20 protein-coding genes are annotated in these 21,231 nt (G+C 63.7%); 12 read left to right on the forward strand and 8 right to left on the reverse strand.

The window, feature by feature from the left end:
* Positions 1-9: 9 nt before the first annotated feature.
* A complete protein-coding gene (locus K1X71_11645) occupies positions 10-288 on the forward strand; it encodes a hypothetical protein (GenBank protein MBX7073791.1) in 279 nt (92 codons plus the stop codon).
* A 3-nt stretch (positions 289-291) separates the two neighbouring features.
* Positions 292-1,125, forward strand: coding sequence for a TatD family hydrolase (locus K1X71_11650; GenBank protein MBX7073792.1), 834 nt, complete (start codon positions 292-294; stop codon positions 1,123-1,125).
* On the opposite strand, the gene K1X71_11655 is transcribed toward K1X71_11650, so the two are convergent.
* Both K1X71_11655 and K1X71_11660 read right to left on the reverse strand, forming a co-directional pair.
* Complete coding sequence (locus K1X71_11655) at positions 1,126-1,890, reverse strand: hypothetical protein (GenBank protein MBX7073793.1); 765 nt, start codon at positions 1,888-1,890, stop codon at positions 1,126-1,128.
* Positions 1,891-1,952: 62 nt separating this feature from the next.
* Positions 1,953-2,717, reverse strand: coding sequence for a glucose 1-dehydrogenase (locus K1X71_11660; GenBank protein ID MBX7073794.1), 765 nt, complete (start codon positions 2,715-2,717; stop codon positions 1,953-1,955).
* Between the two features lie 214 nt (positions 2,718-2,931).
* Here K1X71_11660 and K1X71_11665 point away from each other — a divergent pair, with 214 nt between their 5' ends.
* Positions 2,932-3,408, forward strand: coding sequence for a hypothetical protein (locus K1X71_11665; protein MBX7073795.1), 477 nt, complete (start codon positions 2,932-2,934; stop codon positions 3,406-3,408).
* Positions 3,409-3,426: 18 nt separating this feature from the next.
* Complete coding sequence (locus K1X71_11670; GenBank protein MBX7073796.1) at positions 3,427-3,810, forward strand: hypothetical protein; 384 nt, start codon at positions 3,427-3,429, stop codon at positions 3,808-3,810.
* A gap of 12 nt (positions 3,811-3,822) precedes the next feature.
* Here K1X71_11670 and K1X71_11675 read toward each other — a convergent pair whose 3' ends face one another.
* The 3 genes from K1X71_11675 to K1X71_11685 form a co-directional block, all read right to left on the reverse strand.
* Positions 3,823-5,145 (reverse strand): alkaline phosphatase family protein, encoded by a 1,323-nt coding sequence (locus K1X71_11675; GenBank protein MBX7073797.1) that lies wholly within the window; start codon positions 5,143-5,145, stop codon positions 3,823-3,825.
* An 18-nt stretch (positions 5,146-5,163) separates the two neighbouring features.
* Complete coding sequence (locus tag K1X71_11680) at positions 5,164-6,708, reverse strand: hypothetical protein (protein MBX7073798.1); 1,545 nt, start codon at positions 6,706-6,708, stop codon at positions 5,164-5,166.
* A gap of 132 nt (positions 6,709-6,840) precedes the next feature.
* Positions 6,841-8,694 carry an acyl-CoA dehydrogenase gene (locus tag K1X71_11685; protein ID MBX7073799.1) on the reverse strand — a complete coding sequence of 618 codons (1,854 nt, stop codon included), beginning with the start codon at positions 8,692-8,694 and terminating at the stop codon, positions 6,841-6,843.
* Between the two features lie 345 nt (positions 8,695-9,039).
* Between K1X71_11685 and K1X71_11690 the strand changes: the two genes are divergently transcribed.
* The 3 genes from K1X71_11690 to K1X71_11700 are packed head-to-tail and all read left to right on the forward strand — an operon-like array spanning position 9,040 to position 11,762.
* Positions 9,040-9,624, forward strand: a complete 585-nt coding sequence (locus tag K1X71_11690) for a GNAT family N-acetyltransferase (protein MBX7073800.1) — start codon at positions 9,040-9,042, stop codon at positions 9,622-9,624.
* Between the two features lie 43 nt (positions 9,625-9,667).
* Complete coding sequence (gene surE, locus K1X71_11695) at positions 9,668-10,354, forward strand: 5'/3'-nucleotidase SurE (protein ID MBX7073801.1); 687 nt, start codon at positions 9,668-9,670, stop codon at positions 10,352-10,354.
* A gap of 4 nt (positions 10,355-10,358) precedes the next feature.
* Positions 10,359-11,762, forward strand: coding sequence for a sulfatase (locus tag K1X71_11700; GenBank protein ID MBX7073802.1), 1,404 nt, complete (start codon positions 10,359-10,361; stop codon positions 11,760-11,762).
* Here the strand turns inward: K1X71_11700 and K1X71_11705 are convergent.
* From K1X71_11705 to K1X71_11715, 3 genes are all read right to left on the reverse strand, one after another.
* Positions 11,752-13,074, reverse strand: coding sequence for a cation:proton antiporter (locus tag K1X71_11705; GenBank protein MBX7073803.1), 1,323 nt, complete (start codon positions 13,072-13,074; stop codon positions 11,752-11,754). The two genes, K1X71_11700 and K1X71_11705, sit on opposite strands and share 11 nt — an antisense overlap.
* Before the next feature lie 9 nt (positions 13,075-13,083).
* Positions 13,084-14,343 (reverse strand): tryptophan 7-halogenase, encoded by a 1,260-nt coding sequence (locus tag K1X71_11710; GenBank protein ID MBX7073804.1) that lies wholly within the window; start codon positions 14,341-14,343, stop codon positions 13,084-13,086.
* A gap of 71 nt (positions 14,344-14,414) precedes the next feature.
* On the reverse strand, positions 14,415-14,897 hold the full coding sequence (locus K1X71_11715; GenBank protein MBX7073805.1) for a MarR family transcriptional regulator: 483 nt from the start codon (positions 14,895-14,897) through the stop codon (positions 14,415-14,417).
* Between the two features lie 366 nt (positions 14,898-15,263).
* Here K1X71_11715 and K1X71_11720 point away from each other — a divergent pair, with 366 nt between their 5' ends.
* The 5 genes from K1X71_11720 to K1X71_11740 form a co-directional block, all read left to right on the forward strand.
* On the forward strand, positions 15,264-15,422 hold the full coding sequence (locus K1X71_11720) for a hypothetical protein (protein MBX7073806.1): 159 nt from the start codon (positions 15,264-15,266) through the stop codon (positions 15,420-15,422).
* Positions 15,423-15,707: 285 nt separating this feature from the next.
* Positions 15,708-16,991, forward strand: a complete 1,284-nt coding sequence (clpX, locus tag K1X71_11725) for an ATP-dependent Clp protease ATP-binding subunit ClpX (GenBank protein ID MBX7073807.1) — start codon at positions 15,708-15,710, stop codon at positions 16,989-16,991.
* 639 nt (positions 16,992-17,630) lie between these two features.
* The gene (locus K1X71_11730; protein MBX7073808.1) at positions 17,631-18,011 is read left to right on the forward strand and encodes a DUF559 domain-containing protein; all 381 of its coding nucleotides are present in this window, start codon (positions 17,631-17,633) and stop codon (positions 18,009-18,011) included.
* 653 nt (positions 18,012-18,664) lie between these two features.
* A complete protein-coding gene (locus K1X71_11735) occupies positions 18,665-20,185 on the forward strand; it encodes a hypothetical protein (protein ID MBX7073809.1) in 1,521 nt (506 codons plus the stop codon).
* An 802-nt stretch (positions 20,186-20,987) separates the two neighbouring features.
* Positions 20,988-21,231, forward strand: a 244-nt coding sequence (locus tag K1X71_11740) for a helix-turn-helix domain-containing protein (protein MBX7073810.1), incomplete at its 3' end; no start/stop codon positions are given.

Consider the following 21,231-nt stretch of genomic DNA (forward strand, 5'->3'; position numbering starts at 1 on the left):
AAGGATCGTATGGACCGACAAGAAATATTGGATCGCGAGTATCTGGACATTCGCGCCCGCCTGCTGGCGGTCGCCGCGCAGTTGGATCGTATCGATCGCGCCGACGGCGCCGATCGCGACGACCCCCGGCTGGCCGCAATTCGCCGCGCGGTCGAAATCCTGCTCTCCAGTCAATCGGGTCGCGCCGAGGCCGTGCAGCTCACTTTCTCGCTGCCGTACGACGCCGCCTGGAAGCAAAAATTCAACCTGGCGGCCGCGGGCAACCACTCCACCGGGCGCGGAGCATAAACCATGTACTACTTCGACCCGCACATTCACATGGTCTCGCGCGTCACCGACGACTACGAAACCTTGGCCAAGATGGGCTGCGTCGGCGTCAGCGAGCCCGCGTTTTGGGCCGGCTTCGACCGCGGCAGCGCCGACGGTTTTCGCGATTATTTCCGCCAGCTCACCGAGTTCGAGCCCAAACGCGCCGGCTGGTATCGCGTGCAGCATTACACTTGGATTTGCATCAACGCCAAAGAGGCCGAGAACGTGCGCCTCTCGCGCGAGGTGATCGCCATGATCCCCGAGTACCTCAATCGTCCTGGCGTGCTCGGCATCGGCGAGATCGGCCTGAACAAGAACACCCGCAACGAGTCGGTTATCTTCATGGAGCACGTCGACCTGGCCGCGCGGCTCGACGAGCAGATTTTGATCCACACCCCCCACCTGGAAGACAAATACCCCGGCACGCGCATGATCCTCGACATGCTGGCCGATTTCGGCGAGCTAGAACGCCAGCGCGTGTGCGTCGATCATGTGGAGGAGCACACCATTCGCACCGTGCTCGAACAAGGCTACTGGGCGGGCATGACCCTGTATCCCGTCTCCAAATGCACCCCCGAGCGCGCCTGCGACATGGTCGAAATGTACGGTCCCGAACGGCTGCTGGTGAACTCCGCCGGCGACTGGGGACCATCGAAACCGACCGCCGTGCCCGACTTCATCCTCGCGATGCGCCTCCGTGGCCACTCCGAGGCGCTGATTCGCAAGGTGGTGTACGAGAATCCGCTGGAGTTCTTCAGCCAGAGCAAGAACTTCAAGTTTCAGCCGCCCGACGCCGTCCCCGCCGAATCGGTCTAGTCACGGTTGTCGCTGGCGGTCGTCCTCCGGCTCGATCGACAGCCCACCCGACGCGCGTAGCTCGATCTTGTACCGCTGACCCGGCACCAGTTTGGTGTACGGTGCCTCGCCGTGGGCGGCGCGCACCCCGGCCGCCTGGGCCGTGGCCGGATTCGTGGCGTACTCCCAAAAATTCTCCCACAGCTCGCGCTGAAATTCGCTCGCTTCGCCGCGCCCATACACGACCGGACGGGTACCCTCGGCATCGACGGCAAATCCCTCGCTCGGTTGCTGATGTTCGCCAAACAGCCGCCGCAATAGGCAAATCGACGCGCCGCGCAGCGGATCGCCCTGCTCGACCAACTCGTCGTCGAATTTAATCACCCAGTAGTCCACGTACAGCACGTCGCCGTCGACGGTCAATTCGCGCGGCGGCGCCAGTTCGTTTCCGTCGTCGTCCACCTCGACATAGCGAACGGTGGTGCGCACGTCGTCGCCCCCCGGTTGGCGCTGTTGATCCAGCACGTCGATATAGGCCACGCGGTGGTCGATCTTCAAGAGCCGCATCGCCGTTTCCAATCGCTCGATGCGCTGCTGCTTGGCGCGGTTGTCCTCCTCCAGCCGGGCAACCAGCGCCCGCTGCTCGGCCAGTTCGGCCTCTTTGCGCTGCATGGCCAGGTCTTTGGCGTAAAAGGCCTGATAGCCCAACCAAGCGCCGCCGCCGATCGCGGCCACGAGCGTCAGACCCAACAGCGCGCCGACCAAACGCGCGAGCGAAGCAATCATGGAAGGCGAACTCCTGGCCATCGGTGGACTAATCCATTGTACGCCAAGGCCGGCGCGCGGCGTCAGCCGCCGAGCAGCATGCCGCCGTCGATGGTCACGGTCTGGCCGGTCACCATGTCGCTGGCGGTAATCAACGACAAGACCACGCTCGACACATCCTCCGGCTCGCACACCCGCCGCATCGGCGTGCGGTCTTCGATCGATTGTTTCACCATCTCATAGGCCGGCCCCAGTCCTTGCTCCAGCCAGCGCCCGGTGATGAAGCCCGGCGCCACCGCGTTCACCCGAATCTTTGGCGCCAGCGCCCGCGCCAAGGCCATCGTCAGGTTGATCAGCCCCGCCTTCGACGCCGCGTACGGTATCGAACTGCCAATGCCGCTGATGCCCGCCACGCTCGCCACGTTGACGATCGCGCCGCCGCCGGCGTCGCTCATCGCCTGCCGCACGGCGCGGGCGCAGTGAAACGGCCCCTTGAGGTTCACCCCCAAGATGCGGTTCCAGTCGTCGTCGGTCACGCGCTCCAGATCGCCGTGGGCGATGAAGCTGGTCGTGCCTGCGCTGTTGACGAGCACATCGATGCGGCCAAACTCCTTGAGCGCGGCGGCGGCCATGGCGCGGCAATCGGCGTCTAGGGCCACATCGGCCTGCACGGCGATCGCCTTCACGCCGAGCGCGCGGCACTCGCTGGCCGTCTGTTCGGCCTCGTCGCGCGAGCGCGAGTAGTTGATTAAGACCGCGCAGCCGCGGCGCGCCAAATCCAGCGCTGTCGCGCGCCCCACTCCCGTGCCGCCGCCCGTGACGATCGCCCCTTTGCCTTCGAGATTCATGTTGCTCCTCGCTGTCGCCAATAGATAATCGGTGCGGCCAGCATAGCAAATTTGGCGGCGGTGGTCGGTTGCCGATTTAAGTGGTTGTTACCCAACTGGTTGCTAGTGGCTGGCGCCGGCGCCGACCCGACGAAAATGGATGGCGACCTTTCGCGTCAGATATAATGAATTCAGTGTCCTGACGGATGGCTTGCTTAATACTCGGAGCAGGATGATGTTGGACTGTCTGGCTTATCGAACCGCTCGCAATAGCGTCCATGCGTTTCGTTCCGAGGGGGACGAGATTGTGGTGCGCCGCGAAGTTGTCGCGTCGCCTGGCGAGTGCGAAAGCCTGTTGCAGCTTGGTATCGACGCCTATGCGTGGCTGGAACGCGCCAACCGCGACATCGTGACCGCTATCCGTCAAGGCCAGACACAGCCTGCGGCAGAGTTGGATCGCGCGATCGAAGCGCTCTACAGAATGTGGCTGCCTTCTGCGGCGACGCTCGAACAGATCAGCCAACAGATCCAACACGAAGACCCGCCCCCGAATCTGTCTCGGTTTCGAGAGTGCGAGCAGTTGGTGCGCGAAAAAGTCGCCGAGTTCGACAAGCTTCGTTCACTCGCCAAGCGAGTTCCTTCCGCAAGCGATTTGTCGCTGATCGAAATCGATCCGCGCGAGTGGCTAAGCGAACCGGGCTGGTCTCAGTAAAGCGTGTAGGGAGCGAGCTTGGATTTCGCGGCGCTACGAGTGGGCCATGTTGTTTACGCGCAAATCCCCGATCCGGCGGGCGCGCCGCTCAACGAGCCTCATCCGGCGATGGTGTTGCGCGCTCCGGACGCGGACGGAACGCTGTGGCTGCTTGGCATCTCCACCAAGTACTCCGTGCCCGTTGGTCGCCTCATGATCGAATTGCCCTGGAGTCCCGGTGGGCACCCGGCGACGGGGCTTTCGCGGCCGTGCGTTTTGAAATGTTGGTGGGCAGTTCGCTGGAACGCGAATCATGTAATCCGCCGACTCGGCGCCCTGCCGCCAGATATCGTTGAGCAGGCGATCGAGTACGCGATTACCGCGATTCAAGAACGCAAAGCTCAATCGAAAGGCAACGGCTAACCGCCCCCCGCCTCACACCCCAAACTGCCGCAGCACCAGCGTCGCCACGTCGAAGTCGGCCACCGTTCCTCCCGGCAAAACGCCGGGCTGGCTCGCCACAATCACTCCGCGCTGCCGCTCATGCCGCGGCGGCGCCCCATGCGAGCCGCGCGTCTGCGTCGCGTCGAGCGAAATGCCCATCGTCGCCAAGTCGAGGTGCATCTCTTCCGGGTCGTAGCCCGGCTTGTTGTGAATGTCCACCTTCCGCGCGAACGCCGGCGCGCGGGCGTCGTCCAGCCACCAGTAATACGCCTGCCAACTGTTGGCCGTCGAAACCAACACCACCTCGCCGCTGCGCGCGTGCGCCAAGTCGTAGCGATCCCGCTCGCTACCCACTAGCGCCTCGGCGATGCCTTGCCGACCGCGAAACAGCCGCGCCACCTTGTCGGCCAGCGCGGCGTCGCCATCGCGCACAAACACGTGCGCCAGTTGATGGTCGACCAGGGCCCAGGCGTCGCTGGCGGCCAGATCCAAATGCTCGCCGTCAGCCTCCTCGCGCACACGCAATAGCCCCGCCTCGCGCAGCACGCGATTGGGGTAGCTCACATGATCGACCGGCGTAATCACATACTCGCTGGCGACCAGCCACAGCGGATCGCCGCCATACGCCGCGCGCAGGCCGGCCAGCAGTCGGCCGATCACCTCGTCAAGTTGCGCCAGCGACACCCGCGCGGCCTCGCTGTCGGGCCCCTCGCGCTGCGCCGCGTAATCGAGATGCGGCAGGTAGATGTAAAAAAAGTTCGGGCGAAACTGCTTGGCCGCGATGATCGCCGACTCGGCGATCCACTCGCTCGACGCGATATTGGCCAGCGGCCCCCAAAAATGATGCAACGGAAAGTGATCGAGTCGCTCGACCAACTCCTGATACAACCCCTCGGGCCGTGTGTGACACCACAGCGATTCGCTGCCGTCGGCGTTGTGAATCGGCGCCGGAGTGCAGATGTAATCGGCGCCAGACCCCTTGGAGTGCAGCGCGAACCACACCGCGCTCGTCGTGCCGGGCCGCTGCTCGTGCAGGGTGTCCCAAATTTGCGGCGCCAGGATGCAATCGTTCCAGGCGGTCCACATTTCCACTTCGCGCCGCTCGCGCCAATAAAAACCATTGGCGATCACGCCATGCTCGTGCGGCAGCTTGCCCGTGGTCATGTTGGCCTGCACGCAGCAGGTCACGGCCGGAAAGCTCGGCGCGAGCGGGGCGCTGTCGCCGGCCGCCGCCAGCGCGCGCAAGTTGGGCATGGCGGCCAGGTCCTGGGCCCGCAGCGCCGGTATCGAAAGCAAAACGACGTGATCGGACATCGTGCGCTCGCCGCGGCCCTAGATATGCTCTTTGCGCCGTTCCACGACGTACTCCGCCTTGATGCCGTTCTTGGCGAATAACCGCCGCTCGAACTCCGGCTCGTTCTCTTCAAACACCACTCGGTCGGGCGTCACCTCGGTGTAGTATTTCACGCGGTGGCAAAGCTGTTCTTCCACCGCGCGGGGGTCGCGCCCCTGTTCGGCGATCAGATGCACGCTCAGCACGTCGCGCGCGAACTGATCCACGCCGTTCTCGCTCTCGATCGACACCTGAAAGTGGCGCACGCCCGGCGTGTCGCGGATCGACTCAATCAGGTTCGACAGATCGACCCGCGTCCCCTTGATCTTGGTGAAATCCTTCTCCGCCCGGCAGATCGGCGGGTAGACGCGCGGAAAGGTGTAGCCGCAATGCTGGCAGCGGTCCCAGCGAAAGCCTTGCTTGATGAGGTCGCCGGTCCAGTAGCGGGCCAGCACGGTGCCGCGCCAGCCAATGTGACTGAACACCAGCACCCCCGGCTCGCCTTCCTTCACCGGTTCGCGTGTCTCGGGATGCAGCAACTCCCAGTAGTAAAACCGCGGATTCAGGTGGATGCCGCTCCCTTCGCCGCATTCCATCGCGAACCATTTCATCTCGGTCATGCCGAGCGTCTGATAGATCTTGAATCGCGGATGCGCCCCTAGCCCCAGCGCTAGCTCGCGAATGTGCTCGCGCAGCGATTCGCTCATCGGCTCGGCGCCGACTGCCACGCGCTTGAAGGCGTCGAGCTTGCCGATCGCCCCTTCTTGCTGCAGCGCCTTCGCGCGGCGCAGCCAGTGGACCAGGTAACTTGGGACCGCCGTCAGCGACGAAAAGCCCCCTTGCGCAAAGATTGAAATCTGTCGGTCGGTCGGAATCACGCTGCCGCCAAACGTGTCGAAGCTCGATGTCCCCACCGTCGCCTTCGCCAGCACCGGCGCGAAGAACGCCAAGTGCGGCGCGCCGGGAAAAATGTTCATCGCCCGTTCGCCCCAGTCGAAGTAGCACTCCTCCGGGTCGCGCTTCTTCGGCACGATCATCAACGGCGCCATCTGCCCGATCACCTGCTTCACGTCGTACAGCGTGTACACGGCGGGCGTGGGATTGCCAGTCGAGCCAGTCGATACATGAAAATGAATCGGCAGCCACTCTGTCAACGCGCGGTGCCGCACCTGCTCACGAAAGCTCTCGCGCCGCACCTGCTGCGAATAATCGCGCGGCCGATTGCGCGCCGCCTGATACATGTAGCGCAGCAGCTTCGCCCGCGCGATCGTCGCGGTTTCAAACCCCGCTGGGCTGGGCACGCCGGGAAATGTCGGCTGCAAGATGAAGAGCTGCGGATTCTCGCGCAGGTGGTGTTTGTCGATGATCGGCAAGCGGCGGATGTCGTCCGGCGTCTTCAGCTTCGCCAAGTCGATCTTCTGCTCGCGATACAGCTTGCGCAGATACGGGTGATACGGCTGCACGTACTCGCGCAAGTAGTGGAATAGGCGTTGCGCCGAGGCCTTCCGCTGTTCAGTGGGGTCCAGATCGTAATAGTTCGGCATATGCGTCGTCGACCAATTTGAAGAACCCCAGCCAGGGGGCCGTCATTCTAATGAAAAAGCCCGCCGGAGTTACCAGCGGGCGTGAAGATTCGCGCCCGGCGCCAGCAAGCGCCGCTGTCGCCGCCAGTCCCCTTAAAAGTGCATGTCCAAGGGGCTGCGGTCAGTTGATTGGATGGCGGTGGCCAGGTGATCGTTCTGGCTCAGCAGGTTACTGGCGAAGAACTGCGCCGTTTTCACCTTATTGTCGTAGAACTGCGCGTCGGGATGCTCATCGCAGAGCTTGGCCCGGGCGGCGTCGTCGCCGGCGCCCGTTTCGGCATACAGCTTGGCGAGCGCCCGGTCGGCCACCACCGCCTGCTCCAAGAGCAGCCAACCAACGGCAATGTTGCCCATCAGCCGCAGATAGGGCGTGGCGGAGAGGAGCGGGTACTCCATGTCGCCCGACATCTGCTGCACGGCAAAGTTCATGGTGATTTCTTGCAGCTTTTGCGTGTGCCGCTCCAGCGCCGCCAGGGCCGGGCCAAGCGTGGCGTTGTCTTTGTTGGTGGCGACAAATTGGTTGATGTCGGCCACAAGCTGCATGAACAGCGCTCCCCCTTGCCGGCCGACCTTGCGACCCAACAGGTCCATCGCTTGAACGCCGTTGGTTCCCTCGTAGATCGAGGCGATTTTGGCGTCGCGCAACAATTGCTCCACCGGGTAATCCTTGAGGTACCCATGTCCGCCATAGGTTTGCAGCGCCAGCGTGGCGACTTCAAAACCGGTGTCGCTGCACCAGGCCTTGCAGATCGGCGTGAGCAGTTCGATGCGACCGTTCATGTGGTCGCGCTCCGCGGCGTCGGCGCCATGGGTGGCAATGTCCAGGCACATGGCGGCGTGCAACAACAGCGCGCGCCCTCCCTCGACATACGCCTTCATCGTGGCCAGCATCCGCCGCACGTCGGGGTGCTGAGCGATCGGCACGCTCGGCGCCGTTGGGTCGCGAAAGTTCTTCATGTCGGGGCCCTGCTTGCGCTCGCGCGCGTAGCCTAGCGCCGATTGATAGGCCCAGCCTCCGAGCGCCACCCCTTGCAACCCCACGCCAATGCGGGCGCCGTTCATCATGTCGAACATGATCTTGATGCCCTCCTCCTCCGCGCCGATCAACTCCCCCTCGCATTGATCGGCGTCGCCAAACACCAACTGGCAGGTGGGCGAGGCGTGGATGCCGAGCTTCTTTTCAATGCCCGAGCAAATCACGTCGTTGAATTCGCCCATCCGCCCCGCGTCGTCCACACGATGCTTGGGCACGACAAATAAACTCAGCCCCTTGGTGCCGGCCGGCGCCCCTTCCACCCGCGCGAGCACCAGATGCACAATGTTGTCCACCAGGTCGTGCTCGCCGCCAGAGATAAAGATCTTTTGACCCTTCAAATAATATTTGCCGTCGCGCTTGGTGGCGGTGGTCTTGATCTCCCCCAGCGCTGTGCCGCAATGCGCCTCGGTCAGGCACATGGTGCCCCCCCAGCGTCCCTCGACCATCGGCTTCACATAGCGCCGCTTCATCTCGGCCGAGCCATGCGAAATCACCAAGTCGGCGGCCGCCCGCGTCAGTCCCGCCACCATCGACAGTGAGCAATTGGCGCCCACGAACATCTCGCCCAGCGCCGCGCCAATGGCGAACGGCATCCCTTGTCCGCCATGCTCAACCTCGGTGCTGATCGCCATCCAACCGGCGGCGCACTGCTGCTTGTACGCCGAGTGAAACGCCTTCGGCATGAACACTCGCCCGTCTTCCCAGCGGCACCCCTCGCGGTCTCCCTCGGAGTTCACCGCCGACAGCACCTTTTGGCAAAACCGCAGTCCCTCGTTGAGCAGCATCTCCACGTCGCCAATTTCAAAGCTGGAGTACGCCGGAAACTCGAACAGCCGCTGCACTCGCAAATGCTCGAACAGCACAAACTGCGTCTCGCGGAGGTCGTACAAATATTCTTCGGCGCTCGACATGACTAAGATCCTGAGGAAGGGAGTGGGCTCTAGTTCCGGAATGGAGCCGCGCGGCAAAGGCGCAACCCGAGCTTTGGGCGGATGGACGCTCCGCCGCCAAGAGCGTGGTAGAGGGATGTATTTTGTAGCCTCCCCTGCCGGGGGGCCGCAAGGGCGAGACGCCGCCCAATTGCGCTAACGACCCGATGGGTAAAATCCCCGTCAAGCATGGGATTTCGCCCGTCGCCCTAATCCGCTGCACTGCTCTGGCCCATTTCGGCCGTGGGCGGATGAGCCAAGCGTGAACAACCGATTGCTGCCGACTGTCCCACCCACCGGCAAATATCCCAACAGGAACCAGTTGTCGTGACTGCCGACCTCCCCAAACTGCGTCCCCAGATCACTACCGCCCGGCTGCTGCTGCGCCCATTTGCGTTGTCGGACGAAGCGGCCCTCTTCGCGGCCATCAACGCCTCCAGCGAAGCGCTCTTGCGCTGGATGATCTGGTTTCACGACGGCTACCAGATCAGCGAAACACGCGATTTCATCCAGCGTGGCCTCGACCAATGGCAACGCGGCGAGGAGTTTCCGCTCGGCATCTTCGATCGCCAGACCGGCGCGCTGCTTGGCGGCACGGGCATCAATACCCTCGACCGCTTGAATCGCCGCGCCAACCTCGGCTATTGGGTTCGTAGCGACGTCGCCCGCCGCGGCATCGCCACCGAGGCGGCGCGCGCCCTGGCCCCCGCCGTGCTAGAAGACCTGCCGTTGGAACGGCTGGAGATCGTTGCCGCCGTGACGAACGTGGCCAGTCAGCGTGTAGCCGAAAAAGCCGGCGCAGTGCGCGAATCGATCGCGCGCCAGCGCGTTTGGCTGCGCACGCACGCCGCAGACGCGGTAATCTATTCCATCACCCGCGCCGACTACGGCTTGCCGCCCACGCTCGCCTGATGATTCCGGTCCTTGCTAACCCCGATTGCTCGGTTTTTCACTTATGAACTTCCTACTCACCAACGACGATGGCATCGACGCCCCCGGTCTGGCCGCGCTTCGTCAGGCGGCCAGCGCGCTCGGCAATTGTCTCGTCGTGGCGCCAGATCAGCACTTAAGCGGTTGCAGTCATCAGGCCACCACGCATCGCCCGTTGCTACTCACCGAGGTCGCGCCCCAGCGCTACATGCTCGATGGCACCCCCGCCGATTGCACCCGTATCGGCCTCACGCGGCTGGCGCCGCAGTGCGATTGGGTGTTGGCCGGCATCAACGCCGGCGGCAACCTCGGAGCCGATGTTTATCTGTCGGGCACGGTCGCCGCCGCGCGCGAAGGGGCGCTCTTTCGCCGCCGCGCCATCGCCGTCTCGCAATACGTCCGGCGCGGCCTGGAAATCGATTGGGAGTGTTCCGCCCGCTGGACCCGCGCCGTCGTGCGCATGTTGGTCGAGCGCTATCCAGAAGAGGGCACGCTGTGGAACATCAACCTCCCGCATCTGCCCCCCGGCGCGCCGCCGCCGGAAGTGGTCTTTTGTCAACTCGACCCGCATCCCTTGCCCGTTGAGTTTCAGGAAGAGGACGGCAGGTTGCGCTATCGCGGCAGCTATCAGGCCCGCCAGCGCGAAACGGGGCGCGATGTGGAGGTCTGCTTCTCCGGCCGCATCGCCGTGACACAACTCTTGTTGGGATGACGACATGACCAGTCGCGTGTTGGCTCTCGTTGTGCTGCTGTTCAGCGCCTCATCCGCACAGGCCAACGAGGGGCGCAACGTGCTGTTCATCATGGCCGACGATCTGAAGTGCGACCTCGGCTGTTACGGACACTCGGTGGCGCGCACCCCAAACATCGATCGACTCGCCGCCCGCGGCGTCCGATTCAACCACGCCTACTGCCAATATCCGGTCTGCAATCCATCGCGTGCGTCGCTCATGTCGGGCCGCCGACCCGAAAACACTCGCATCGTCGATAACGCCACTCCGCCGCGCGAAAAGCTGCCGCACGCCGTCTTCCTGCCGCAACACTTTCGCCAGCATGGCCGTCGCGCCGTCAAAGTTGGCAAGATTTTTCATACCGGCGACGCCTTTGAAGACCCCGCCTCCTGGGACATCGACATCCGCGAAACCCGCGCCGCCAAAAATCCTCCCCAACAACAGATTGCGCGCCAGCAACAGCGGTCGGGAATCGTCCTGCGCTGCGAAGACCAGGCGACTTGGGATGGCTTTGTCGCTCGTCGTGGCGCGGAGCTTTTGGGAGAGCTATCCGCCGCGCAGCAGCCATTTTTTCTGGCGGTTGGATTTCGCCGTCCGCACTCGCCCTACATCGCGCCGCAAAGATACTACGATCTCTATCCCACAGACCACATCCCGCTTGTTCACGATCCGGGCCAGCCGTGGCGCGACATACCCGACTTGGCGCTGACCTACCGCCAGGGCAAGCCGCGCCTGGCGCTAGAAGACCGACAAAGCACCGCCGCGGCATACTATGCCAGCGTAAGCTTCATGGATGCCCAACTTGGCGTGCTGCTCGACGCCATGGACCGGCTGAACCTCTGGGAGAACACCGTGGTCGTCTTTGTGAGCGATCATGGTTATCACCTGGGCGACCACGGTGGACTGTGGCACAAAATGACGCTGTTCGAAAACGCGACCCGCGTGCCGCTGATAGTCGCCGCGCCGGCAGTGCGTCCCGCGGTCACCGACGCGCTAGTGGAGCTTGTCGATCTCTATCCCACGCTGAGCGACTTGTGCCAGTTGCCAATGCCCGCCGAGCTGGAAGGCGTTAGCTTCGCCCCCTTGCTGTACCAGCCAGCGCGCGAATGGAAGTCGGCGGCGTTCAGCGTGGTGGCGCGCGGCGGAACCGCTGCGCCGGGCGATCGGCTCGATCCTCAGCGACTGGGTCGCACCCTGCGCACGTCGCACTATCGCTATACGCTCTGGCCCGATGGCGCCGAGGAACTGTACGACGAGCGCCGCGACCCCGGCGAACTCAACAATCTGGCGGCGCAACCCGACCTGTCGGCGCTGCGCTCCGAATTGGCAAAGCGACTGGCGGCCGGCTGGCGCGAGTCGCTGCCGGCGGAGATGGCGACTAACCAGTGACCTCGATCGGCTCGGGCGCGGCGATGTCCGTCGCCATACGCCGCCGAGCGCCGCCAGGCGAGCGCGGCTTGGCAAACGGATCGTCGGGCATCAAGTGCTTCATCGCCGGCGCCGAGACCAGCGAGGTCAGCACCGCCATCAGCACCAGCGCCACATACACCGGCTCGTTAATGACTCCATGTTCGCGTCCCAAAGCCGCCAGAATGATGCCGATCGCGCCGCGCGCGTTCATGCCAAAGCCAATGCCTAAGGCGGCGCGCTGACCAAAACCGGCGATGCGCGAGGCCGCGTACACGCTCGCCAGTTTGCTCACGCACGCCACGCCCACCACCACCGCGACCAGCGCCAGATCGAAGCTGCGCACGAAGTTGGCGGTCAACCCCATCGAAACAAAGTAGATCGGCACAAACAGACCGGCCACGAACCGGTTGATCGCCTCGTACGCCTCGTGCAACTCGTGGGTGGTGATCGACAGCCCAATGCCAATCAAAAACGGACCAAGAAACGCGTGCAGATGCGCCCGCTCGGCCACGGCCGCCGACACCAGCACCAGCGCGGCCACCAGTCCAATCGTGCCGCTCGAGCGCAGCCGCAGGCGAGTGGTCGCCCAGCGCACCAAAGGCGCTCCGATCCAGCGCCCCGCAATGATCGTCCCCACAAAGAACAATACCACGCTCGCCAACTGCCATAGGTGACTGGTTGGCGCCGCCACTTCGGGCGGCGAGAACTGGCTGAGCACCACTCCCAATAGCGACCAGCCAATCACGTCGTCCACAATCGAGGCCGTCATCAGCATGGCGCCGATGTCTTGCTTCATCAGCTTCAGATCGATCAAGATGCGCGCCAGCACCGGATTGGCCGTGTTGGCCATCGCCGCGCTAATGAACAGCGCGAACATCAATCGATTCTGTTCCGCTTGCGGGCCCCACAGGTGTGGTAGCGCGTACACGGCGCCCATGCCGCACGCCAATGGCGCCAGCGCGCCCAGCGCCCCAATGGTCATGGCCCGCAGCCCAAACCGCCGCACCTGCGCCAGGCTGATCTCCAGCCCCACCAAAAACAAGAAAAAGAGCATCCCCAGCTTGATGACGGCGCCGCGCACCAGATCGGTCGCGTCTCCGGCCGGAAACAACGCCTCGAACGCCCCCGGCGACACCCAGCCCAACAACGTCGGCCCCAGCAAGATGCCCGATAGCATCTCTCCCAGCACCGCGGGCTGTCCCAAGCGGCGCAGCACGGCGCCCCCGGCCAGCCCCACCAGCAGCATCACAGTCAACTGCAATAGCAGTAGCGCGAAGTCGTTTGCGGTCATCGCCACAGTTTACGCCGTCGCCGCGGATTGACCTGACTGCATCTCGCTGCGCATCGCGTCGAGCGGCTCCAGGATCTCGTCGACGCTCTCCTTGAACAAGTCGCCGATCAGCATATCGGTGAGATGCCCTTTAAGCCCCGGGTGCTTCCTCACGAACCGGCCAAAGCTGAAGCCGTCGTAGTATTCGCACACCATTCGCCGCATCCGCGCCATGCCTTCCAGGAAGTCGGGGCCCCACTTGCCCAGTTGCGCGGCCGAGGTGTCTCCCGTGGCGATCCCCTCGACAATCGCGTCAGCCGCCTGCTCGCCGCTCTTGAGCGCCAACATCACCCCGGACGAATAGAGCGGATCCAAAAAGCCAAACGCGTCGCCGATCAACACCCACCCGTCGCCGGCCAACTGCCGGCTCTTGTAGGTGTAATCCTTGGTGGCGTAGAAACCGGTCGCTTGCTTGCCAATCGATACTCGCTCTTTGCACGCGGGGCAATTGTCCAGTTCCTGGTTGTAAATCGCCTCGTGATCGCCGCGCGACTTTTCGAACAAGTCCTCGAAGTCGCGCACCACCCCCACGCTCACGATGTTGTCGTGCAGCGGGATGTACCAGAACCAACCCTTCTTGTCCTTGGTTTGCAGCACCATGGTGGCTCCCTCGTCGCGGCCGGTGTCGCGGTAGGCGCCTTCCCAGTAGGTCCACAGCGCCCCCTTTTTGAGCGCGGGGTCTTTGACCAGCAGGTTGAAACGGCTGGCGATCAAATGGCTTTGCCCGCTGGCGTCGACCACCACCTTCGCTCGCACTTCGCTCTCGCGCCCCGCCGCGTCGGCCACTCGCGCGCCCACCGCCCGCTCGCCGTCGAACAGCACATCAAGCACGCGCGTCCCTTGTCGCGCATCCACGCCGTGCTCGGCCGCGTTGTCCAGCATCATCTGGTCGAACTCGCTGCGCCGCACCTGCCAGGTTTGCGAACACTCGTGCGGCTTGTGCTCGGAGAAGTAAAACGGCTCCGAAATCTTGCCGTGCGCATTGGCGAACTGCACGCTGTGCTTCTTCACAAAGTGGCTGCGCTTCATCTTCTCCAGCATGCCCAGCCGCCGCAGCACCCAATACGTTTCCGGAATCAGCGATTCGCCGATGTGAAACCGCGGAAACTGCTCGCGCTCGAACAGCCGCACCCGCAACCCCTGTTGCGCCATCAAGGTCGACACAGTCGCGCCGGCCGGTCCGCCGCCAATCACCACCACATCGGTCGTTTCGTGAGCCTCGCTGATCATCGGATTGAACTCCTGCTTGTCGTGGTTATGCGCTGGCCTGTCGAAACGGGGAACACTTCACCCCCCAACGCCTATTCCCAGTCGCTCCCCTTGGTTTCATGCGGCGCGCGGGCGGCCTTCAGCAGCGCCACCAGCGACCGCAGTTCCGCCCCCTTTAAGTGTCCAAGCTGCGCCGCGTGGCACTGCGCCAATGGTTCGGTCAATGATTCCAACAATTTGTTTCCCGCCGCCGTGAGCGTCACCTCGACCACGCGGCGGTTGTCCGCCAACCGCTCGCGCGCCACCAGTCCGCGCTCTTCCAGGCGGTCGAGCAGGCGGGTGATGTCCGGCGCGCGCGAAACCAGCCGCGCGGCGATCTCCAGCGTCCGCAATCCGCCCGGCCGCGCCGCCTGCAATAGCCGCAGCGCGTTGTACTGCTGCGCCGTTAGCTCGTATCGCGAAAACAGCGCGTCTTCGTGCGCCCGCAGCCGATCGTACGTCCGCCACAAATTGAGATACGCCTCTTGTTGCAGCGAATCGAAGCGGCGGCGCGTGCGGGCAGAAACCTGGCTCATGCCGCGCATGATAGACCGCTAGACAACAGTTGTCCAGACAACTGTTTGGCCGTCCACTTCTTCCGCCATACGGGTCCTGATATGCGCCAAGATGACGGGAAATTCGCGTTGCCCGACCGGCCCGCTGACCGATGCTCTGGGAGACGCCCCCCAACTTGTTCAGTAGACTCCCGGACCGGCGGCCCCCATAATGCCAGCTAGGGAAAGTGTGCCGGCTGGGGAAAAATTCGGGCCGCTAGGCCCAGCCGACTCGCTCGTGGCATGACAGAGTTTCTATATAGTCCCGGCGCGCAGGCAGTTTTCTGGTCTGCAATTTTGGCTGCCCTGTTGGTATCCGGGTTTTACCTCATCCAAAAAGCGCGCGGCATGCGGCGTTCCACCACGCCAAACGCTAGCGATTTGCTGACCGATTTTCGCAACTTGCACGACCGGGGGCAGCTTAGCGACCAGGAGTTCCGCGACATCAAGACCATGCTCGGCAAAAAGATGCAACGCGAGCTGGCCAGTGACGGAGACGAGGGTTAAGGCGGGTTTGGGGGGGAGCCTACACTCCCTCTAATCTGCTAGCGATTCTCGCCGATACTGGCATTGCTTGCGTGGCGCGAAGTCAAAGTTTTGGGAGAACCATTTCGTGCCACCACTGCGTATTAGTACAGCGGATCGTCGCGTGAGCGATCCATACGGCTCGACTGCAGCGCGGACAAGGATGCCCACCGGCCTAACACCACTTGGCCAGCACGAGCGACACCTGGAACTGGAACCCCTTGCCGGCAAAATCGCCGCGCAAGCGGGAGGCTGAAAGGAGCACGCATGCCCGCGGGTGATCTGACTGGGGGCCGCAAAAGCGGCGGCGCCACCAAGAAGAACGCCTTTTGTTCATTCTGTCGCAAGAGCTATCGCGACGTCGGTCCCCTCGTCGAGGGCCCCGGCGACGTCTATATCTGCGGCGAATGTATCGAGCTGTGTCAGTCGATCCTCGATCAGGAACGACGACGGCGAGGCGCCACCAAACAACTCTTCAACAAAATCCCTTCCCCCTCCGAGGTGGTTGGCCATCTCGACGAATACGTCATCGGCCAGGAACGCGCCAAACGCGTCCTCGCCGTCGCTGTCCACAATCACTATAAGCGGCTCACACTCGGCGCCGAAAACTCCGACGTCGAAATCGATAAGTCCAACATCCTTTTGATCGGGCCCACCGGCTCGGGCAAGACGCTCCTCGCCCGCACCTTGGCCCGCATCCTCGATGTCCCCTTCGCCATCGGCGACGCCACCACCCTGACCGAGGCGGGCTACGTGGGCGAAGACGTCGAGAACCTGCTGCTCAAACTGCTCCACGCCGCCGACTTCGATTTGGAATCGGCCCAGCGCGGCGTGCTCTACATCGACGAAATCGACAAAATCGGCAAAACCAGCCAGAACGTGTCGATCACGCGCGATGTCTCGGGCGAAGGCGTGCAGCAGGCCCTGCTCAAGATGCTGGAAGGCACCATGGCCAATGTGCCGCCGCAAGGGGGGCGCAAGCACCCCGAGCAGCAGTACATTCAGATGGACACCAGCAACATCTTGTTCATCTGCGGCGGCACCTTTGTCGGCATCGAAAAGATCATCCAAAAGCGGCTCGGCAAGCGGATGATCGGGTTCACGCAAGGCGCCGACAACGAGCCAGACGAAGACCTCGGCCATCTGCTGTCGCAGGTCAATAGCGACGACGTGCTGGAATACGGCATGATCCCCGAACTCGTCGGCCGCATGCCGGTCAACGCCGCCTTGGCGCCATTGGGCACCGCCGATCTGGTGCGGGTGCTCACCGAACCCAAGAACGCCTTGGTGCGTCAGTTCCAAAAGCTGTTCGAGATGGAAGGCTGCGAGCTGCACTTTACCGAGGACGCGCTCGTAACGATTGCCCGGCGCGCCCAAGAAAAAGAGGTGGGCGCCCGCGGCCTGCGGTCGATCATCGAAGAAGTGATGCTCGACATCATGTACGAACTGCCCGACCGTGGCCGTGGCGGCCGGTATGTCATCAGTAGCGACGTGGTGGAAGGTCGCGAGCGACTCTTCCCGATCGTCGAGCCCAAGAATAAGAGCGCGTGACGTTCAAGCCCACGCGGCCTTCGGGCCGCCCGGTGGAGGTCGAGTCACGCGTGGTAGAGCACGAAGCCCGGAGTCGGCGTAAGCCGGCCCCGGGCTTCGGCGTTTTGGTAGTGGCTAGTGGTCAGTGGCTGCTGGTCAGCGATCAGGGATTAGGGAAGCAGCGGCCAGGGAATAGGGACCGGGGACCAGGCAGTACAATCCGGCGGATGCTCAAGCCGCGAACCGTGTCTATATTCATCCTTCGCCGGGCGCCATGCTCCACGGCGCAGCCGTGGGCATGCCATGCCACGCGCGAGTCCATCTCGCCCTTCGCCCCCGCGCAGCGAAGCGCAGCAGGGGGAGAAGGTGGCCGATAGGCCGGATGAGGGGGCTTCTCTCCGGCTCGCTTGTTCAACCTTCTCTCCTGTTCTCACTCGTGTGCCACTCGCCATCGCCAGTGTGGTGCAACGCGCGAGTCAATCCCGACCTTCGCCGGATGCCATGCTCCACGGCGCAGCCGTGGGCATGCCATGCCGCGCGCGAGTCCATCTCGGCCTTCGCCCCCGCGCAGCGAAGCGCAGCAGGGGGAGAAGGTGGCCGATAGGCCGGATGAGGGGGCAAGCTTGTCCGCATCTCCACTTCGTTGCTACGATGGCGCGCATGTCGATAAACGGCGGTGTGCCCGAAAGTCTTGAACGTGCGCGCGACTTGCGGCGTCGCATGACCGGCCCCGAGCGGAATGTGTGGTCGCGCTTGCGAGATCGTCAGCTATGCGGCCTGAAATTCCGCCGCCAAGCGCCCTTAGGGCCATATATCGTGGACTTCTATTGCGCCGAGCATTCGTTGGTGATTGAACTGGACGGCAAGAGTCACGATGGACGGTGCGCCTACGATATGGCGCGCACGAGGGCGCTGGAGCGGCTCGGACTGCGCGTCATGCGCTTTGACAACGACGACGCGCTGCGTGACATCGATAGCGTGATGAACGCCATCCTGCTGGCGGCGGGCATCAATCCCGACGCGTCTCCCCCTGCACGCTGACGCGATTTGCCTGGTTAGCTTGAGTCAAGCGCCCCCTCACCCTCGACCTGCGGTCTTGCCCTCTCCCCCTGCTTCGCGGGGGCGAGGGAGAAGAATGAAGTCGCAGAGTTGGGTGCTCGCTTGTCGCTTCCCACTGCCTCTGTTGGTGCCGAGGCACGTGCGAGATCGTCATGAGATCATTTCGCGCCGCGCGCGAGTCCATCTCATCCTTCGCCCCCGCGCAGCGAAGCGCAGCAGGGGGAGAAGGTGGCCGAAGGCCGGATGAGGGGGCTTCTCTCCTGCTCACCTGTTCAATCTTCTCTCCTGTTCTCACTCGTGTGCCACTCGCCATCGCCAGTGTGGTGCAACGCGCGAGTCAATCCCGACCTTCGCCGGATGCCATGCTCCACGGCGCAGCCGTGGGCATGCCATGCCGCGCGCGAGTCCATCTCATCCTTCGCCCCCGCGCAGCGAAGCGCAGCAGGGGGAGAAGGTGGCCGAAGGCCGGATGAGGGGGCTTCTCTCCTGCTCACCTGTTCAACTTTCTCTCCTGTTCCTCTCCGCGCCTCTGCGTCTCGGCGGTCCACCACGTTCCCTGCACTATCTGCCCCCCGCCGCGTGTGGCCTGTATCTTGAAGGCCAACCCGCCAAGCTCCCCCTCCCGCGAGCCGACAATGACCCCGCCCGACACCTCCGCGAGCGAACCGCCCCCCGGCCAGCCAACCAGCAGCGACCCGATCCAGCATTCGCTCGACCCCGCCGACTGGCACAGCCTCCGCGCGCTCGGCCATCAGATGCTCGACGACTTGTTCGACAATCTCGCCGCGCTCCGCGAGCAACCGGTGTGGCGGCCGCTGCCAGACACTGCCCGCGCCGCGCTCGCCGAGCCGTTGCCGCGCCAAGGCCAAGGCGCCGAGGCCGCCTATCAACATTTTGTCGAGCGCGTGCTGCCGTATCCCACCGGTAATCTGCATCCGCGCTTCTTCGGCTGGGTGCAAGGCTGCGGCACGCCGCTCTCGATGCTCGCTGATCTGCTGGCCGCCGGGCTCAACCCTCACCTCGCCGGCCTCAATCAGGCCCCGCCCCTCGTCGAGCGGCAAACCATTGCCTGGCTCGCCGAACTGATGGGCCTGCCCCCCACCGCCAGCGGCATCCTGGTCAGCGGCGCCACCGTGGCCGACGTGCTCGGCCTGGCGGTCGCCGAGCAGGCCAAGGCCGGCTTTGATGTGCGCGAAGCCGGATTGCAAGACGGCGAGCAGCCGCGACTGATCGTCTACGGCTCGGCGGAGACGCACAACTGCGTCGTCAAAGGACTGGAACTCTTGGGCCTCGGCCGCCGCGCGTTTCGCGCCATCCCCGTCGACGCCGATTATCGCCTCGACATCGCCCGGCTGCGGGCCGCCGTCGCCGCCGATCAAGCGGCCGGGCATCGCCCCATCGCCGTGGTCGGCACGGCCGGCACGGTCAACACCGGCGCCATCGACAATCTGGCCGCGCTCGCCGATCTCTGCGCCGAGCACAACTTGTGGTTCCATGTCGATAGCGCCTTTGGCGGGCTGGTGCGGCTCTCCCCCAAGCTGCGGCACATGACAACCGGCATCGAGCGCGCCGACTCCATCGCCTTCGACTTGCACAAATGGATGTCGCTCACCTACGAAGTCGCCTGCCTTTTGGTCCGCGACCCCATGGCGCATCACGACGCCTTCGCCACCGAGGTCAGCTATCTGCAACCCACCGATCGCGGGCTGAGCGCCGGCGGCATGATCTTCGCCGATCGCGGCATCGAACTGACCCGCGGCTTCAAGGCGCTCAAGGTGTGGCTGTCGCTCAAGGCCCACGGCGCCGACGCCTTCGCCAGGCAGATCGAACAGAACGTGGAACAGACGCGCTATCTGGTCGAACTGATCGAGCGGCATCCGCGGCTGGAACGATTGGCGCCCGCCCCGCTTAATATCGTTTGCTTCCGCTACGCGCCGCCAGACGTGCCGGCGGACCAACTTAACGCGCTCAATCAAGAAATCGTGATGCGGCTGCAAGAGTCGGGCGAGGCGGTGACCAGCTCCACCATCTTGAACGGCGCCTACGCCATCCGCGCCGCGCTGGTCAGCCACCGCAGCCGGTTCGAGGATATCCGCGCGCTCGTCGCCTCCGTGACGGCGATTGGCGATCAACTCATCGCCGAAGCAAGGGAATAGGGAGCGGAAGTTAGAGATTGGAGACCATTCTCAATCACCCTCCCCCTTCGCGCCTTGCGTCTCTGCGCGCCACCGCCTTTTCTTCCGCCTCCCCCACGCAGCGAAGCAAGCACCGTAGCCTGGGGGCAGCGCTAGCGCCACCCCAGGTACGCATTGTCCGTGTAACGCATCCCTAGGGCGACGCCCTAGGCTACGATGAATATTTGGTCGATCGCCAAACACAGTTCGCGCCCTCGCGTTTTTTCTTCTTTCTTCCCTAACCACTATTCCCACTCCGTGTCTCTGCGGTTCTTCCTCCCCGCGCCACGAATCGCCACTCCATTCCGAAAACTCCGAAAACCCTCTCTCCCCCTCCGTTCGACCGCATCGACGCAACGCACGTCGTATCAACCACTTCAAAAAAACAGAATCCCGCTTCGCGATCGTAGTCGGAGAAGGGTTATCGGAGTCCACCCCCTTGTTTTCGTGTTTTCGTAGCAAATCAGTTCCGCCACACGCGGCCACACAGGCCGCCTCACCTGCTCCACTGCTCACCTGATCTCTCCTCCTGCTCCCCTTCTTCCGCCTCGCCCCCACGCAGTAGGCGCCAGAGGCAGCGACCGCAGGTCGCGGTGAGGGGGAAATTCTTCTTCTTCCCAAACCACTAACCACCCACCACTCTCCCCCCTCCGCGCCTCCGCGTCTCGGCGGTTTTCTTCTCCTCTTCCCCAAAATTTTTGTTGCTTTTTGGGCCAACTATCTGGTAATGTACGTGCGTTCACTGCTTTCGGTGTCCATGACTCGGCCAGCCGCGAGTTCCACCATGCCACGCCCACCAGCGCTCGACGACGAAAAGAAACGCCAGATCGTGACCCTCGTCTCGGCCGGCCTCAGTCGCCTGGCGGCGGCCAAGTTTGTTGGCTGCGCGGTCAGCACCATCTATCGCACCGCCAAAAAAGACGCCGCCTTCGCCGCCGAACTCGATCGCGCCACCATCCAACCAATGCTCTTTCACCTGCACAACATCCAAAAGCACGCCGAAAAATCATGGCGCGCCAGCGCCTGGT

Source organism: Pirellulales bacterium, from assembly GCA_019694455.1.
Lineage (GTDB): Bacteria > Planctomycetota > Planctomycetia > Pirellulales > JAEUIK01 > JAIBBY01.